Source organism: Geothrix sp. (genome assembly GCF_030219325.1).
Taxonomy (GTDB): domain Bacteria; phylum Acidobacteriota; class Holophagae; order Holophagales; family Holophagaceae; genus Geothrix.
Map to the genome: position 1 here is coordinate 1,585,268 of NZ_CP126625.1, position 16,248 is coordinate 1,601,515.

Genomic DNA, 16,248 nt, shown 5'->3' on the forward strand with positions numbered 1-16,248 from the left:
CCGTCAAAAGACCCCGGGGCCCGGCCCCGGGGTCTTTTGCGTTCCGGGCCCATTCGTGATTGTCTGGATCCATGAAGATTCGCCCCTGGATTCCCGCCCTGGTCCTGCTTCTCCTGGCCGCCGTGGCGACCGGCGGATGGCTGTGGACGCGCGAGGCCCTGGCCCCGGCGTCCCAGGAGGCCACTGCCCACGAAAGACCCGGGCCTGCGGCCCGCCGCGGCCTTCGGCGCGTGGCGCCGGTGCAGGAGCGGCTGGTGGACCAGTCCCCGCTGCTGACCGCCCGCAGCCTGATGCCCCTGGCCGTCACCCAGGAGGAGAAGCAGCTGGCGCTGCAGGCGGAACGGCTCGGCAACCACTCGGTGGACCTGGCCTTTTCCGATGCACTGCGCCGGGCGGCCACCGCGCAGCCACCCCAGACGCCCGAGATCAAGGACCTGATCGAGGCGAAGGCCAAGGCCCAGGCCGCGGTGGATGCAGACCAGCAGCTCGTCCAGCGGCTCGCCCGGCAGCTCGCCGGGGCCCCGGAATCGCGCAAGGACGCCCTGGAAGACCAGACGGAGGTCGCCAAGGCCCAGCTGGAACTGGATAAGGACGAACTCGAGGCTGCGGCCAACGACCTCGCCAATGCCGGGGGTGATCCCCAGGCCAAGATCAAGCGCCTGAAGGAGGCCCACGAGGCCGCCGACCGCGAATCTTCCCAGGCCATGGCAGCCGCCAGGCCCGCCTCGGTGTTCCAGCCGGGAAGCCTCGTGGGCCGGATCCTGGAGTGGCGGTCCCAGCGCGCCAAGTGCATCCGCCTGGAGCAGGCCCGGCTGGAAGCCGAGACCAAGAGCCAGACTCTGGCGAAGCGCCGCTCGGAGATCGAAGCCCAGGCCCAGAAGGAGAAGGAGGACCGCGAGGCCGCGAAGTTCTGGGCTGCGAACCTGGTCAAGGAATCCGCCGCGTCGGGGGGTGGGCCCGGGCGGGATCAGGCCCGCTCTGCCGTGACCTACCTCAAGCAGTACGGCGACGTGCAGCACCGGCTCTCCACCATGGCCCGCCGGGTCCAGGACCAGCAGGCCCTGACGGAGACCTACGGCGCGTGGCTGGCCCTGGCCGACGGGTACCGCAACGGGGCCCTGCACCGGGTGCTCACCCAGGCCCTGGTGATCCTCGGGCTGGTCGTGGTGGCCTACGCCCTGGGTGTGCTCCTCGGGCGGAGCTTCCACCGGGTCCATGACGAGGACCGCGTCTCGGTGGCGGCCCACAAGTCGGTGCTGAAAGTGATTCTCCGGGTGGTGGTGGCGCTCGCCATCCTCCTGCTCATCCTGGGCATCCCGCCTCAGGCCACCACCGTGTTCGGCCTGGCCGGCGCGGGCCTCACGGTGGCGCTCAAGGACTTCATCGTGGCTTTCTTCGGCTGGTTCATCCTCATGGGGAAGAATGGCATCCGGGTGGGCGACTGGGTGGAGATCCGCGGCGTGGGCGGCGAAGTGGTCGAACTCGGGCTGCTCCGGACGGTGATCCTCGAGACCGGCAGCTGGAGCGATGCGGGCCACCCCACGGGCCGCCGGGTCGCCTTCGTGAACAATTTCGCCATCGAGGGCCATTTCTTCAATTTCTCCACCTCCGGCAAGTGGATGTGGGATGAGCTCAACCTGGTCATCCCCCAGGGCCAGGATCCGTACCTGGTCATTGACGGCGTGCAGCGTCTGGTGGAGCAGCAGACCCAGCTCAACGCCAAGCTGGCGGAGGCGGAATGGCAGCAGACCGCAGCCCGCTACCGGGTGAAGGCCTTTTCGGCGGTGCCAGGCGTCCAGGTGGTGCCGGGCCCGAGCGGCATGGAGGTCCGCGCCCGCTACCTCACCCGCGCCTTCGAGCGCCATGAGACCCGGCTGCGGCTGAACCAGGCCGTGGTGGAGCTCATGCATGGTCCCCGTGGGGACGCGGAAGCACCCACCGTGAAAGCCGAGGCCTGATGATTTCGTTTTCCAATGTCAGCAAGCAGTACGGCCGGCAGATCCTCTTCATCGAGGCGGACTTCCAGCTGAACCCCGGCGAGAAGGTGGGGTTGGTGGGACCGAACGGGGCGGGCAAGTCGACCCTGTTCCGCATGATCATGGGCGAGGAATCACCGGACGACGGCTCCGTCACCCTGCCCAAGAAGCTCACCCTCGGCTACTTCCGGCAGGAGGTGGACGAGATGGCCGGCCGGCCCGTGCTGGACGAGGCCATCGCCGGCAGCGGCCGCCTGGGCGACCTCCACCACGAGCTGATGGATCTTGAACATGCCATGTCCGATCCCGACACATCTGACTTCGAGGCGGTGCTGGAGCGCTTCGGCCACGTGCAGGAGGAGTACCAGCACCTGGGGGGCTACGAGCTGGAAGCCAAGGCCCGGGCCTGCCTCCACGGCCTCGGCTTCGAGGATACGCAGATCGACGGCGATGTCGGCGCCCTCTCCGGCGGATGGAAGATGCGCGTGTCCATGGCCAAGGTGCTGCTCGGAAACTTCGACGTGCTGCTCATGGACGAGCCCACCAACCACCTGGACATCGAGTCCATCCTTTGGCTGGAGACCTACCTGAAGAACGTGCCGGCCACGCTGCTCATGACGAGCCACGACAAGGACTTCATGAACCGGGTGGTCACCAAGGTGCTGGAGATCGAGGGTGGTGACATCGTCACCTACAACGGCAACTATGACTTCTACGTGAAGGAGCGCGAGCAGCGCGACGCCAACCAGGAGGCCGCCTACGCCCGCCAGCAGGCCAAGCTGGCCAAGGAGCGGCGCTTCATCGAGCGGTTCTCGGCCCATGCCGCCAAGGCCGCGCAGGTGCAGAGCCGAGTGAAGGCCCTGGACAAGATCGAGCGCATCGAGCCACCGAAGCAGCGGCGGGTGGTCAAGTGGGACTTCCGCAGCCCGGGCCGCTCGGGCGATGACGTGGTCATGCTGGACGGCGTGTGCAAGGCCTACGGCTCCCGGAAGCTCTACGAGCAGTTCGCCTTCCACATCCGCCGCGGCGAGCGCTGGTGCGTCATGGGCAAGAACGGCGCCGGCAAGTCCACGCTGCTGAAGATGGTGGCGGGCGCGATCCAGCCGGACTCGGGCATCGTGAAGCTGGGCGCCAGTCTGAGCCTGGGCTACTTCTCCCAGCAGGCCCTGGATCTGCTGGATCCCGAGCTCACGGTGATCGAGCAGATGCAGAAGGACTTCCCCATGGAAGGCCTGGGCGTGCTGCGCAACCTGCTGGGCGCCTTCCAGTTTTCCGGGGACGACGTGGACAAGAAGGTCAGGGCGCTGTCGGGTGGCGAGAAATCACGGCTGGTCATGGGCCGGATGCTGTTCAATCCCCCGAACTTCCTGGTGCTGGACGAACCCACCAACCACCTGGATCTGGCCACCAAGGAGATGCTCATCGAGGCGCTGAAGGACTTCGAAGGCACCATGCTCTTCGTGTCCCACGACCGCACCTTCCTGCGGGGTCTCGCCAATCGCGTGCTGGAGCTGGGGGGCGAGGAACACGCTGGGCCCCTGGTCTTCGGGGGCACCTACCCTGAATATGTCGAACGCATGGGCCGCGAAGCGCCGGGCGTGCACAACTAGCGAGAGGTTCTAAGCGACGGCGGTGGCGGGCAGGTAAGCTCGAGTCGCTCGCCCGTGCGCGGATGGTTCAGCTCCAGGCGGTGGGCATGGAGCAGGTAGCCCGGGTCGCCGGGCAGGGCCTGGGTTCCTTCAAGGGGGGTGCCGCCGGGGCCGTAAAGCGGGTCGCCCACCAGGGGATGCCCCGCCCAGGCCAGGTGGATGCGGATCTGGTGGGGGCGGCCGGTCCTGATCTCCACATCGAGAAGGGTGCAGTCCTCTCTGCGATCCAGGACGGTCACCCGGCTGAAGGAGGAGCGTCCCTCGGGATGGAAGGCGTGGAGCCTGCCGAGGGGGGCGTAGGGGACCTCGCCGATGGGGGCCGTGATCTCGAAGGCATCGCTTGCAGGATGCCCGCTGCACAGGGCGCGGTAGACCTTGCGGGTGCCGGGGGCCTGGAAGGCGGCCTGAAGGGGTTTCCCGGAAGCGGCATCGGGCGCGAACAGCACCACGCCGGATGTGCAGCGGCCCAGGCGATGCATGGGATTGGCCTCGGGATGGCGCCGCCGCACCAGGTTCAGGAGGGTGTGCTCGAGGAACTCCCCGCCACCGGGCAGGGTGGGCAGGCCACTGGGCTTGGCCACGGCGAGCAGATCCTGATCTTCGTACAGGATCGCCGTTGCCAGGGGGACTTCGGGCTCGATCCACGGGGGGCGGATCCAGGCGAGCCGCTGCCCGGCCCGGAGCGGGTCATTCGGGCCGGCGGGGTGCTCATCGAGGAGGACCTGCCCCGAGTCGATGCGCTGCAGCCACTCGTCCGCAGAAGCGAGTGGGTAGCGGGACGCCAGGTAGGCAACCACCGTCCGGCCCGAATCGGCGGTTCCGATCTGGTCGAGGTGGCGATGGCCTCCGTTCGGGGCGCGCATGCTACTCCTGAGGCCACCCGGGAGATCCGAGTGGCCCAGGATTATCGCAGCTTGAACCGCTGCACGGTTTCCTTGAGGGTCTCCGCCACGCGGGACAGCTCGTCCGATGTGCGGGCCACCTCATGCACGGTGGCTGCCAGCTGGTGGGTGGCCGTGGCGTTCTGATCCAGTCGCGAAGCGGTCTGGTTCATCAATCGGCCCACCTCCTGGCTGGTCTGGGCCTGGCCCTGGCTGAGGCTGCCGATGTCGTGGATGCTCCCGGACACCTCGGAGATCCGGTCCCGGATGGCCTCGAGGTGGTGGAGGGTGACGTCCACGCTGGAGGTACCTTCATGGACCGCATCCTGCATGGCGTGGATGGTCTCCTCGATCTCCTTGGCGCTCTGCCCGCTGCGCTCGGCGAGGATGCGCACCTCCTCGGCCACGACGGCGAAGCCCTTGCCCTGGGCCCCGGCCTTGGCCGCCTCGATGGCGGCGTTGAGGGAGAGCAGGTTGGTCTGGCGGGCCAGGCCCTGGATCACCTTCACGGCCTGGACGATGCGCGAGGTGGCCTGCTGGATGGCCTGCATCCCCTGGGCGGTGCCCCGGCCCGTTTCGGCCCCCCGGTCCGTATCCTTCACGGCCTCGTCGGTCTTGGCCCCGGTCTGGCGGGTGTGATCGCCCATGGATTCCACGTTGGCGTCCAGCTGGCGGAGGGCCTGCAGGACCTCGCGTCCGGCCTCGCGCAGATCCTCGCCCACCCGGGCCGTCTCCTGGACGGTCTGGCTCATCTGCTCCGCGCTGGCGGCGAGTTCCGTGCTGCCGGAGGCCACCTGCTCCGAGGCCTGGCCCATGTTCCCGAGGGCGCGGTTGAGGTCGGAGACCATGCCGTTGAACGTGGTGGCCAGCTTGGCAAGCTCATCCTCGCTTTCCACCGGGGCCTTCACGGTCATGTCCCCGGTCGCCACCCGGCCGATGGCCTTCGAGAGGTGCTCCAGGGGAGTCAGGATGGTGGTCTTCACCCGGTGGGTCATGATGGCGCTGATGAGGCCCAGCAGGGCCAAGCCGGCCACGATCGACAGGATGCGGATGTTGCGTTGCGTCCGGTAGAGCTCAGCGGTGGACATGGACACGCCGAAGGAGGCGACCAGTTCCCCCGCCTTCCGGGACTTGAAGGCCTCGATCCCGAAGGCGCCATGGCAGGTGATGCAGGAATCCTTCAGCCGACCCTGGCTCAGCACGTAGATCCGGGGATCCCCGCTGGCGTTCCGGAACTGCCCCACCTTGTATTCCAGGGCCGGATTGGCCTCGAACAGAGTCATGCTTCCACGCTCGAAGGCCGCCTCAGCCGAATCTTCGGAATACCGGCCCTGGGCGACTCGGTGGAAGGTCATGCCGCGGGTGCGGCAATAGTCCTCGGCATCGGCATGGAACATGGAGCGCGAAGCCACCGCCAGCGAGGTCAGGTGCTCCTCGAAGGCCTTTTCGGCCTGCGAGATCTGGTAGGCGCTGACACCCCAGATGACCAGACCGAGGAGCGCTGCCAAGGCCAGAGAGACAGGCAGGAAGAACTTCAGGGCCAAGCCTTTGCGATTCATGGAAGGGTACCCCTGGCAAAAAAGAGAGAATTCGAACAGTTTCTTTTCGGCCCGGGTGGAGCGGGGTTGAATAACGATCGAGGGCTCTGGCCCATATGACGAAATCTCAAGCGCGGGGCGAAGGTGGTCGCTAAGCAGATCGAACCCCAGAGAGGGGCCCAACCCTGCAAGGAGCACATCATGCGCAAGACTTGGATCATCCTGGCGGCGTCGGCCATGGCAGCCGCGTCCCTGACGGCCCAGACCCGCGACCAGGCGAAATCATTCGTGAAGCAGGCCGTCGAATTCGCCAAGAAGAACCCAAAAGAGAAGTTCCTGGAAGAGGTCTCGGGCGTGAAGGGCCAGTTCCACTTCAACAAGGGCCAGAACAACGACCTCTACATCTTCGTCTACGACCTGGAGGGCAAGGTGCTGGCCCACGGGGTTCGGCGCGAGCTGGTGGGCGTGGTCCGCTGGACGGCCAAGGATCCGGATGGCAAGCCCTGGATCCAGGACTGGACCAAGCTCGTGAAGGAGAAGGGCAACGGCTGGATCGAGTACAAGGAGCTGAATCCCGCCCAGGGCAACAAGGTCATGAAGAAGGCCTCCTTCGTGGAGCTCTTCAACGGCATGGTCGTCGGGGCCGGCATCTACGAGTAGGCCCTTGGCGACGACGGAAAACGGGGGCCTGGCGGCCCCCGTTTCCACGTCCGATGTAGGCTGGATCCAACGCCCGGAGATCCCGCATGCCACTGCCCGTTCCCGCCCCCCGGCGGTTGCCCTCGTTGCCCTATCGCAAACCTCAGGAGGGCCGGGACTACTGGATCGTGGATGGCATCCTGCCGGAGGCCGAGACCGTGGCATCACGGTTCCAGGCCCTGGAGGAATGGGAGCTGGGTTTCCCCCACACCCGCGAGACCTGGCCGGGCATGCGCTCCAGGAATGCCCTGACTCCTGCCGAACTGGAGCGGCTGGAGGCCAAGGTCCGCGAGCTGACCGGGGCCCGGCGGCTCTGGTCCGAGACCGCTCCCGACGGCGCCTACCTCAACCACAACGTGGTGCAGGTGGTGGGCGAAAGGGAATCAGGGCCGCGGCCCCACACGGATTCGCGGAAGCTCTGTCGCTTCGCGGCCGTCATCTACCTCACGCCGAAGGCGCCCGCGAAAGCAGGCACCACCTTCTACCGCCTGCGCTATCCCAACGGGACCCTCAGCGGAAATGTCTGCCCGCCGCCCCACACCAACCTGCGCGAGGCCCTGGGCGTGACCGGGCTGCCCCTGCAGGCCTGGCACCCCGAGCTGTCGATTCCCAACGTGTTCAACCGCCTGCTGCTGTACCGCGCGGACCTCGTCCATTCCGCCACGGGCTACTGCGGTTACGACCTCGCGACCAAGCGGATGACCGCACTGTTCTTCTGGATGGCCGAGTAGGCGCTACTTCTTGGCCTTGTTGAGGCGGTCCAGCAGCTTCTGGTCGATGTAGGCCGTCACCTCGGCGAGCTTTGCCGTGGCCTGGGCCAGCAGGTCCGCGCACTGGGCCTGCATGTCGGCCACGTAGGCCCCATCCGTGATGTCCTTGAGGTTGATGACCACGTTCCAGATGCCGCCGCGCACGCCCGCGAAGGCCATCTGGGCGCCCACGGCCGCGTCGGTGATGGACGCCACCTTGCCCAGCTTCGAGGCTTCCCCCGCCAGCTCCAGGGCCGCGTAGCTGGCCTTGGCGGTGTCCAGGGGCACGTCAATGGCCACCTTGAGGCCGGCCTGCATGGCGGCCTGGCGGGCGGCCTTCTGCTCGGGCGTAGCGTCGGGGAGGCGGCGCGCATCCATGAAGGCATTGAAGGCGTTGGTATCGGCGTCCACGGCCACCATGAGGCGGTCCTTGAGCACCTGGGCCTGCTCGGCCACGGCGATGAGCTTGGCATCCTTCTCCGCATCAGGCCCGCCCTGGGCCAGGTTGGCCACCATGCTGGCCAGAGCGGCACCCAGGCTGCCGGCCAGGGCCGCGATGGAACCGCCGCCGGGGGCCGGCGTGTCGCGGCTCACTTCATCGGTGAAGGCGTGAACCTGCATGGAGACCAGTGCTTTGGGGTCGTAGGTGGGCAGGCCCAGCACCTTCTTTTCGATCTCGAAGGGCGCCACGTCGCCGAGGCCCATGGAGAAGACCGCCGTCTGCAGGATGTCAACCGTGGGCACCCCCGTGGACTTGCCCATGGCCTTCAGGTAGTGCCGGCCCGAAGCCAGCAGGCACTGGAAGGGCACCAGGCCCACGATCTCGCTGCCCGTGACCACCAGCCCGCGCTCGGCGGCCAGGCTGCGGGCCTCCTCCAGCACGGTGTGCGGCGCGGTCTGCTTGTAGTCCGTGAGGTTCACGCTGATCTGGGCGCGGCGGTAGGTATCGACGTACCAGCCGATGGCCTTGCAGTGGCTGAAGATGCCGCGACGGCGGACCTTCTGGCCCACGGGGTTCCCGGGGTCCACGTCGTTCATGCGCATGAGGGCCGGCAGGTCGTAGCCGTGGGCCTTCGCACAGTGGTCCACCGTCTCCTGGAACGTGGCGCCGGTGAAATCGCAGTTGCCGCAGGGGAAGGAGCCCTCGGCGTAGAAGATCAGCTCGCCGGCCTGGTAGTAGGGCTTCACGCGGCCGCGGCGCGCCACACGACCCTTCTCGCGCAGTTCGAAGGCGATGTCCGTCGCGTGGTCCTTGCTGCCGGAGTTCAGCGTCACGTTGTAGGCCACCAGGAACTCCCGGGCCCCCATGATGGTGGCCCCGGCCTGGGCGTTGTAGGCGGCGGAGAAATCAGGCTGCCACTGGGGATCCTGCAGCTTCTTCTGCAGCCCCTCGTATTCGCCACGGCGGACTTCGGCCAGATTCCGTCGCTCCGGGCGCGAGGCGGCGGCCTCGTAGAGGTAGACGGGAATGGCCAGTTCACGGGCCACGCGCTCGCCCAGGCGGCGAGCCAGTTCGGCGCAGTCTTCCATGGACACGCCCTCCACCGGCACGAAGGGCACCACGTCCGTGGCCCCCATGCGGGGATGGGCGCCGTGGTGCTGGCGCATGTCGATGAGCCTGGCGGCCTCCCGGATGCAGACGAAGGCACCCTCCAGCACGGCTTCGGGCTCGCCCACGAAGGTGATCACCGTCCGGTTGGTGTCCGCCCCCGGATCCACGTCCAGCAGTTCCACGCCGGCCACCGCGGCGATGGCGTCCGTCACCTGCTTGATCTTCGCGGCATCCCGGCCCTCCGAGATGTTCGGCACGCACTCCACCAGCTTGCGGGACATGGTTCCTCCGTTCGTTCCAGTCTAGCCGTGCGGCTCCAGGGGTGGGCCGCGGGGCAGCCCGCCCCTGGAGTAGGGTTAACGACTTGTTAAAGGGGAGGCTTTCCCCGGACTCGGAACGCGCAGCGTCCCGGGCCTACCGGGGCCCTTCTCCGGACTCCCCCACCTCATTCTTCACGCCGCTCACCACGTGACCCGTGGGCCCCACGCGGGAGGCGGTATCGCAGTAGCCGGTCTGGTCGTCGAAGAAGAAGTCCGGCTCGAATTCCCGCAGGAAGTCGGCCTTCTCCAGGCCGCCGAGGAACATGGCCTCGTCCACCTGGATGTTCCAGGCCATGAGGGTGCGGATGGCGCGCTCGTGGGCCGGAGCGCTGCGGGCGGTGACCAGGGCGGTGCGGACGCGCATGGGCGCGCCCGCGGCCATGTCCTGGAGGGGACGCAGGGCCTCCAGCAGGGGCTTGAAGGGCCCCGGGGGCAGGGGGACGGCGGCCCGCTCGATCTCGTGGGCCTGGAAGGCCGCCAGGCCGTCCTTGGCATAGACGCGCTCGGCTTCATCGCTGAACAGCACGGCGTCGCCGTCGAAGGCGATGCGGATCTCGTCGGGATGACGGTCCGCCGCCACGGCGCTGTCGGGATAGACCCGGGCGGCGGCGAAACCGGCGTTGAGGGCGGCCCGCACATCGTCCTCCTTCGCCGAGAGGAACAGGTTCGCACCCAGGGAGGTGAGGTAGGGATAGGGATTCCGGCCCCGGGTGAAGACGCCGCGCTCCAGCTGGAGCTTCGATTCCTGCGCGCTGCGGAAGACCCGCAGGCCGCTCACGGGGTCGTTGCGGGAGAGGATCACCACGGCCACGCGCGTCTCGTCTCCCGTGTTGAAGGCCAGCAGCTTCTTCACCAGCGGGTACGCCACGCCTGGCTTGGCGGGCACGTCCAGGCGCGACAGCTGGAGGTCCATGTAGGCCCGGTCATCGGTCTCTTCGAAGACCCGGTTCTCCTCCTCGAAGTCGAAGAGGGCGCGGGAGGAGATGGCGACGACGAGCTTGCCTTCCAGGGTTTTGGCCATGGCCTCAGGGTACATTGGTCCCATGCCGCGCCTCTACTTCGATGCCAACGCCAGTGCGCCGCCCCACCCGGAGGCGGTGGAGGCGGTTCGGCGGGCCATGGCCGAGGACTGGGCCAATCCCACCAGCACACACCGGGAGGGGCAGCGGGCGCGGTTCCGCCTCGAGGAGGCCCGGCGGGAGCTCGCCGCCTCCCTGAGCGTGGCGCCGGGGGAGCTGGTCTTCTGCGCCAGTGCCACGGAGGCCCTGTTCCTGCTCATCCGCGGTCTGCAGCCGGCCCTGGGGGATCGCCCCGCGGCGGCCTTCCCAGGGGAGCACAGCGCCTGCCTGAACCCCCTGCGCGACTGGTCACGGCTGGCCTGGCTGCCGGAGCTTCCGCCGGACTGCGCCACCGTGGTGCAGATGGCGGCCAACAACGAGACGGGCCTCCTCTACGCCATGCCCGCCCTGCTCGACGCGGTGCGCATCAAGGACTGCTGTCAGGCCTGGGGCAAGGTGCCGGTGGAGCTCTCCGACTGCGACGCCGCCGTGTTCAGCGGCCACAAGATGGGTGGTCCCCGGGGCGCCGCCCTGCTCTGGCTGCGGCCCGGCCTGCCCTGGGAAATCGTGATGGAGGGGCCGCAGGAGCGCCGGAGGCGCGGCGGCACCGAGGACCTGCCGGCCATCCTGGGCCTGGCGGCGGCCGCGCGGCACTTGACGGAGCGTCAAGAGATGAACGCGGCGCTGGCGCCGTTGCGGGATGCCTTCGAGACGGAGGTCACATCCCGGGGCGGTGACATCGCGGTCATCGGCCAGGGGTCGCCGCGCCTGCCGAACACCAGCTGCATCCTGTTCAAGGGCAGGAATGGCGAGGCTCTGCACGCCTCCCTGGACCTGGCGGGATTCGCCGTGAGCACCGGCAGCGCCTGCCACAGCGGGTCGGTGAAACCCAGTCATGCAATTACTACCTTGGGGTATAGTTTGGATGATGCGCGTTCGGTCCTTCGTTTCTCGATGCTTCCGGATGCGCAGCCCAGCGAGGTGGAGGCCCTGGCGGCGGCCATCAAGCGGTTGACATGAAGCCCGGTGGCGTCGACCCCGATGCGGAGCAGGCATGATCGAGCAGGTCCTCTTCTTCTTCGCGCACAACCCCCTCCTGATGCTGTTCGCGGTGGTGGCGCTGGGCTATCCCATCAGCAAGCTCCGCATCGCTGGCGCCTCCTTCGGCATCGCCAGCATCCTCTTCGCGGGCATCGCCCTGGGTGCCCTGGTGATGGCACCGGGCCTGGATCCGGGCCTCAAGAAGGACATCTCCAAAGAGATGAAGCTGGTCTACGAGCTGGGCCTGGCGGTGTTCGTGTACGCCATGGGGCTGTCCATCTCCCACAGCTTCTGGGCGGCCTTCAGCCGCGAGGGCATGAAGAAGAACGCCGTGGTGCTGCTGGTGATGCTGACCTCCACGGCCTTCGTGGTGGTACTGGCCAAGGCCATGGGCTTCAATTCCCGCTACGCCGCCGGCCTGCTCACGGGCAGCTTCACGAACATGCCGGCCCTGGCCGGCGTCATCGAGCGGGTGAAGACCATGACGGGCGTGGGCCCGGTGGAGCTGGCCCAGCCCACGGTGGCCTCCGCCATCGCCTATCCCATCGGCGTGCTGGTCCCCATGCTGATCATCCTCGTCAGCGCGAAGGTCTTCCGGGTGAACCTGCGGGAGGAGGCCGATGGCCTCAAGGACTATCAGACCGGCCACCAGAAACTGGAGGTCTGGACCCTGCGGGTGACCCAGCCGGATGCGGTGGCCATGACCAAGCGGGACATCCGCGCGCCCCAGGGCCTGCACGTGGTCTTCGGCCGCGTGCTGCGCAAGGCGGAATTGCTGATCCCGGGACCGGATTTCCGCCTCCAGCTGGAGGACCTCGTCACGGTGGTGGGCTCCCCTGAGGACCTGGCCAAGGTCGAATCGCTCATCGGCCAGCGGAGCCACGTGGAGCTGGACCGCGATCAGAGTGCCCTCGACGCCACGCGGGTCTTCGTGTCCAGCCGGGACGTGGTGGGGGTTCCCCTGGGCAGGCTCGACCTCATCAACAAGCACGCGGCCATCATCACCCGGGTGCGTCGGGGGGACCTCTGGTTCGTTCCCGATGGCGACACGGTGCTGGAACTCGGCGATCGCGTGCGCGTCACCACGCGGCGGGACAACATCGAGGCCATCGAGGAGTTCTTCGGCGACAGCTACCGCGACCTCAGCGAAGTGAGCTTCCTCACCTTCGCCATGGGGCTCGCCGCGGGCCTGGCCCTGGGCCAGCTGCCCATCCCGCTGAGCCACGGCATCATCTTCAAGCTGGGCTTCGCGGGCGGGCCCCTGGCCGTGGCGCTGATCCTGGGCCGCTTCCACCGCATCGGCCCTCTGGTCTGGAACTTCCCCTACAGCGCCAACCACACCATCCGCCAGTTCGGGCTGGTGCTGTTCGCGGCGGGCATCGGCGTCATCTCGGGCGAGGGCTTCCGGGCCATCGTCTCCCAGAACGTCTCGGTGCTGCCGCTCTTCCTGGGCGCGGCCTTCCTCGTCTGCTTCGTGGCGGATTCCCTCACCATGCTGCTGGGGCACAAGCTCTTCGGCATCCCCCTGAACATCATGTTCGGCATCCTGGCCGGCACCCACACCCAGCCCGTGGTGCTGGGCTACGCGAACCACCACACGGGCAACGACCTGCCCAACGTGGGCTTCGCCACCGTCTATCCCCTGGCCACCATCCTCAAGATCGTCCTGGCCCAGGTGCTGCTGGCCATCATCCGGTAGCGGCTAAATCGCCCGCCCTGCTTCCCGTAGCCCACCTCATGGTCGGGAGGCGCCATGGGCGGCTGGAGAACCTGGGGACTGACTCTGATCTGCCTGGCGGGGCTGGCCAGGGAGCTTCCACCGTCCCTGCGGGTGCCCTTCCTGGCTCAGGCGCCGAAGATCGACGGTGCGCTGGATGCGGAGCTGGCGGATCTGCCGGCCTTCCTCCTCCAGGCTCCTGATGCGAACGGCGAGGTCCGGGCCCGGGTGGCCTATGGGGCCGATTTCCTTTACGTGCAGGTGGAGGCCGCGCAGGACTCGGTGCGCTGCCGGGACCGGGCCTACCAGAACGGGGACGGCCTGCTGCTGGCGGTGGCCACGGCATTGCCTGGCGGCGATCCTGCCGATGAGTTCCGGGTGCTGGGCTTCTCGCCCCAGCTCGAAGGCCAGCGCACCTGGCAGTACGCCTTCACCTGGTACCGGGACCGCGCCCTGGAGATGGCGCCTCTGCCGGGCGCCCGCTTCGCCTGGAGCAGCGGCGGGGGTCGGGTCTCCTTCGAGCTCCTCGTGCCCTGGTCCTCAATTCCGCCGTACCACCCCTGGTTGCGGGGGCCGGGCTCCATTGGGCTGAACCTCGCCTATGTGCAGGCGGAGGCTGGGTCCGGCAAGACCCGCCATGCCCTCGTGGAGGATCCGCGCCTGGGCTCCGAGAACAGCCCGCGGCGCTACCTTCCGCTGAGCTTCGAGGCTCCTGGTGCGAAGGCTGGCCTGGCCTGGGCCGCGGAGCCCCTGCGGGCGAACCTGCGCGGGGGGGAATCCCTCGGCCTGCGGGTGGCCGCCGTGGGATCGGCCGGGGCGGGCCTGCCGCTGTCGGTGCGGATCCTCAACGGGGAGGGTGAGGTCCTGGTCCGCAGGCGGGTGGAGACCCCCGCGGGTCCAGCCCCGTACCCCACGGAGTTGGACCTGGCCCTGCGCCTGCCCGTGGGTGGCTATCAGCTCGAAGTGGAGGGGCCCGGCTCCACCGTCCTCCGGCGGGGGGTCACGGTGCTTCCCGGCGTGGATGGCCCGGCGTGTAGATCCATGCTGGAGGTCGCCAAGACCCTGGCCCAGGGCAGCCGGAGCACCCTCGCCTTCCGTCTGGCGGAGGCCGAAGCTGCGCTGGCCGGACTGAAGCCCCATGAGACTGCAGGGCGCCTGCGGGCCTCCCTCGAGGAGCTGGACCGCGACCTGCGGGCCGCGGCCTCGGGCCAGGATCCGGTGGCCAGCCGGACCGGCATCCAGCGCCGGGCCTACCGCTCGGCTCTGGACGGCACGCTTCAGCCCTACACCGTGCGGATCCCCCAAGGCTTGAAGCCGGGCCTCCGGGTGCCGCTGCTGGTCTACCTCCACGGTAGCGGTGACGACGACCGGGGGATGCTCGATCGGAGCCGCGCGCCGGAAGGCTGGATCCAGCTGGCTCCGCGGGGGCGGGGCACCTCCAACTGCTACAGCGCGGACCTGGCCCAGGACGATCTGCGCGAGGCCGTGGCCGATGTCCTCGCCCACTATCCCGTGGATCCGGAGCGGGTGTTTCTGGCGGGCTTCAGCATGGGCGGCTATGGCGTCTACCGCACGGCCCTGGCCCAGCCGGGGCGGTTCCGGGGCCTGGCGGTCCTGGCCGGGCAGCCCGACCTCGGTCCCCAGTGGCTGGGCGGGGGCCATCCGGATGCCCTCGATCCGGCGAACCTCGCGCGGCTGAAGGGCGAGACCTTCTTCATCGTCCATGGCATGGAGGACCGCAACTGCCCCTACGCCAAAACGGTCCAGATGGTCGAAGGATTGAAGGCCGCCGGGGCCAAGGTCACCTTCCTGGCCGAGCCGGGTCGGGGGCACGACGGCCCCAGCGCCGTAGGCGAGGCCCGCTACCTGGATTGGCTGCGGGAGCTCGCCAACTAGTGACTTCCGACCAGGACGGGAACGGGGCTTCCATCCGGCGGCCTGAGCCACTGGATGTCCAGCCAGGAGGCCATGGTGGGGGCCAGGTCCCAGAGGGCCACGGGGCCGAGGGAGCCGTGGCCGGCGCCCAGGACCACGAGCCAGGTGCGCATGGTCCTGGTGTCGGCGGTGTAGGCATGGGCACCGCGACGGCCGTGCAGCTCTTCAGCCTCCTCGCGGCTGGAGCGTGCCTTGGACAGCCACTGGCCTTCCCTGGCAAGGATCACCAGGTCGCCGACCCGGTCATTGCCCGCCAGGTGGAGTCTGCCGGGGACCTCATCCCGCCTCCAGGCCCTCAGTCCCGCGCGACGGAGGCGCGACAGGGCCTTCTCCGCATCCTGCGGGTGCTGGAGGTAGACGTAGGCGCTGCCGCCATGGGTCAGCAGATCGCAACCGATGCCGTCCAGCAGGCTGGGCAGGTGGATGCGGCGGCGCATGGGCGCCATGCCATGGTCCGCCGCGAGGATCACCTTCAGGCCCGGATGCGCGGCCAGCATGCGCTGGAGCCAGGGCGCCAGCTCGTCGTCCATCTGTCTCAGCTTGGTGGCGGTCTCGGCGCTGCGGGGGCCCTTCAGGTGGCCCTCCTCGTCGGTTCCGGAGAGGTAGGTCATGACCAGGCCCGCGCCATCCCGGAGCGCGGCCTCGCTGAAGGCCAGGGCCTCCGAATCCGGCCGGCCGAGGCGGAAGACCTCCAGGCGCCAGGGGCTCACGCCTTCCCAGGGGCCGGTGGCACCCACCCACTGGAAGACGGCGGTGCGGATGCCGCTGCGGGTGGCTGCGGCCCAGAGGGGTTCCCGTTGCACGTCCTCCGCGCGGGAGGCGACCGGCACCAGGGCCTTCGTGGCAGGATCCACATAGCCATTGGCCACCACGCCGTGGTGCTCCGGCCAGCAGCCCGTGGCCATGGTCACGTGGCCGTTGAAGGTGGTGGCGGGGAAGGGGGGGAGGCCCTGGCCGCGGCGGCCCTGCTCCGACAGCGCCCAGAGCTTGGGCATGGAGCGGGATGTGAACTGGTCCGCGCCCAGGCCATCCGCGCTGAGCAGGAGCACGGGCGGGGCGGCCTGGAGGGCAAGGGCGACCAGCAGAGGGAAAAAGGCGGCACGACGCATGGTCCCAGGGTAACAAGCTACCCT

The 16,248-nt window shown here is 68.6% G+C and carries 12 protein-coding genes; 7 read left to right on the forward strand and 5 right to left on the reverse strand.

Going from position 1 to position 16,248, the window contains the following annotated elements; translation table 11 throughout:
• Positions 1 to 71: 71 nt before the first annotated feature.
• Together QOZ81_RS07155 and QOZ81_RS07160 are read left to right on the forward strand one after the other, a co-directional pair.
• On the forward strand, positions 72 to 1,958 hold the full coding sequence (locus QOZ81_RS07155) for a mechanosensitive ion channel family protein (RefSeq protein WP_291199452.1): 1,887 nt from the start codon (positions 72 to 74) through the stop codon (positions 1,956 to 1,958).
• Positions 1,958 to 3,586 carry an ABC-F family ATP-binding cassette domain-containing protein gene (locus QOZ81_RS07160; protein ID WP_291199449.1) on the forward strand — a complete coding sequence of 543 codons (1,629 nt, stop codon included), beginning with the start codon at positions 1,958 to 1,960 and terminating at the stop codon, positions 3,584 to 3,586. Before QOZ81_RS07155 ends, QOZ81_RS07160 begins: the two co-directional genes overlap by 1 nt.
• Here QOZ81_RS07160 and QOZ81_RS07165 read toward each other — a convergent pair.
• The gene (locus QOZ81_RS07165) at positions 3,583 to 4,488 is read right to left on the reverse strand and encodes an RluA family pseudouridine synthase (RefSeq protein WP_291199446.1); all 906 of its coding nucleotides are present in this window, start codon (positions 4,486 to 4,488) and stop codon (positions 3,583 to 3,585) included. The two genes, QOZ81_RS07160 and QOZ81_RS07165, sit on opposite strands and share 4 nt — an antisense overlap.
• Positions 4,489 to 4,529: 41 nt before the next feature.
• Positions 4,530 to 6,065 (reverse strand): methyl-accepting chemotaxis protein, encoded by a 1,536-nt coding sequence (locus QOZ81_RS07170; RefSeq protein ID WP_291199444.1) that lies wholly within the window; start codon positions 6,063 to 6,065, stop codon positions 4,530 to 4,532.
• 180 nt (positions 6,066 to 6,245) lie between these two features.
• Here QOZ81_RS07170 and QOZ81_RS07175 point away from each other — a divergent pair, with 180 nt between their 5' ends.
• On the forward strand, positions 6,246 to 6,704 hold the full coding sequence (locus QOZ81_RS07175; RefSeq protein WP_291199441.1) for a cache domain-containing protein: 459 nt from the start codon (positions 6,246 to 6,248) through the stop codon (positions 6,702 to 6,704).
• Between the two features lie 86 nt (positions 6,705 to 6,790).
• A complete protein-coding gene (locus QOZ81_RS07180) occupies positions 6,791 to 7,474 on the forward strand; it encodes a DUF6445 family protein (RefSeq protein WP_291199438.1) in 684 nt (227 codons plus the stop codon).
• Between the two features lie 3 nt (positions 7,475 to 7,477).
• Here QOZ81_RS07180 and ftcD read toward each other — a convergent pair whose 3' ends face one another.
• Both ftcD and QOZ81_RS07190 read right to left on the reverse strand, forming a co-directional pair.
• The gene (ftcD, locus tag QOZ81_RS07185; protein WP_291199435.1) at positions 7,478 to 9,325 is read right to left on the reverse strand and encodes a glutamate formimidoyltransferase; all 1,848 of its coding nucleotides are present in this window, start codon (positions 9,323 to 9,325) and stop codon (positions 7,478 to 7,480) included.
• 133 nt (positions 9,326 to 9,458) lie between these two features.
• Positions 9,459 to 10,385 carry a 5'-nucleotidase gene (locus tag QOZ81_RS07190; RefSeq protein WP_291199432.1) on the reverse strand — a complete coding sequence of 309 codons (927 nt, stop codon included), beginning with the start codon at positions 10,383 to 10,385 and terminating at the stop codon, positions 9,459 to 9,461.
• 22 nt (positions 10,386 to 10,407) lie between these two features.
• On the opposite strand from QOZ81_RS07190, the gene QOZ81_RS07195 reads away from it, so the two are divergent.
• Genes QOZ81_RS07195 through QOZ81_RS07205 form a run of 3 tightly spaced genes read left to right on the forward strand, consistent with a single transcriptional unit; the run spans position 10,408 to position 15,076 of the window.
• On the forward strand, positions 10,408 to 11,442 hold the full coding sequence (locus QOZ81_RS07195) for a cysteine desulfurase family protein (protein WP_291199429.1): 1,035 nt from the start codon (positions 10,408 to 10,410) through the stop codon (positions 11,440 to 11,442).
• A 34-nt stretch (positions 11,443 to 11,476) separates the two neighbouring features.
• A complete protein-coding gene (locus tag QOZ81_RS07200) occupies positions 11,477 to 13,162 on the forward strand; it encodes an aspartate:alanine exchanger family transporter (RefSeq protein WP_291199426.1) in 1,686 nt (561 codons plus the stop codon).
• Positions 13,163 to 13,216: 54 nt separating this feature from the next.
• Complete coding sequence (locus QOZ81_RS07205) at positions 13,217 to 15,076, forward strand: prolyl oligopeptidase family serine peptidase (protein ID WP_291199423.1); 1,860 nt, start codon at positions 13,217 to 13,219, stop codon at positions 15,074 to 15,076.
• On the opposite strand, the gene QOZ81_RS07210 is transcribed toward QOZ81_RS07205, so the two are convergent.
• Positions 15,073 to 16,224 carry an alkaline phosphatase family protein gene (locus QOZ81_RS07210; protein WP_291199420.1) on the reverse strand — a complete coding sequence of 384 codons (1,152 nt, stop codon included), beginning with the start codon at positions 16,222 to 16,224 and terminating at the stop codon, positions 15,073 to 15,075. The two genes, QOZ81_RS07205 and QOZ81_RS07210, sit on opposite strands and share 4 nt — an antisense overlap.
• Between the last annotated feature and the right edge of the window lie 24 nt (positions 16,225 to 16,248).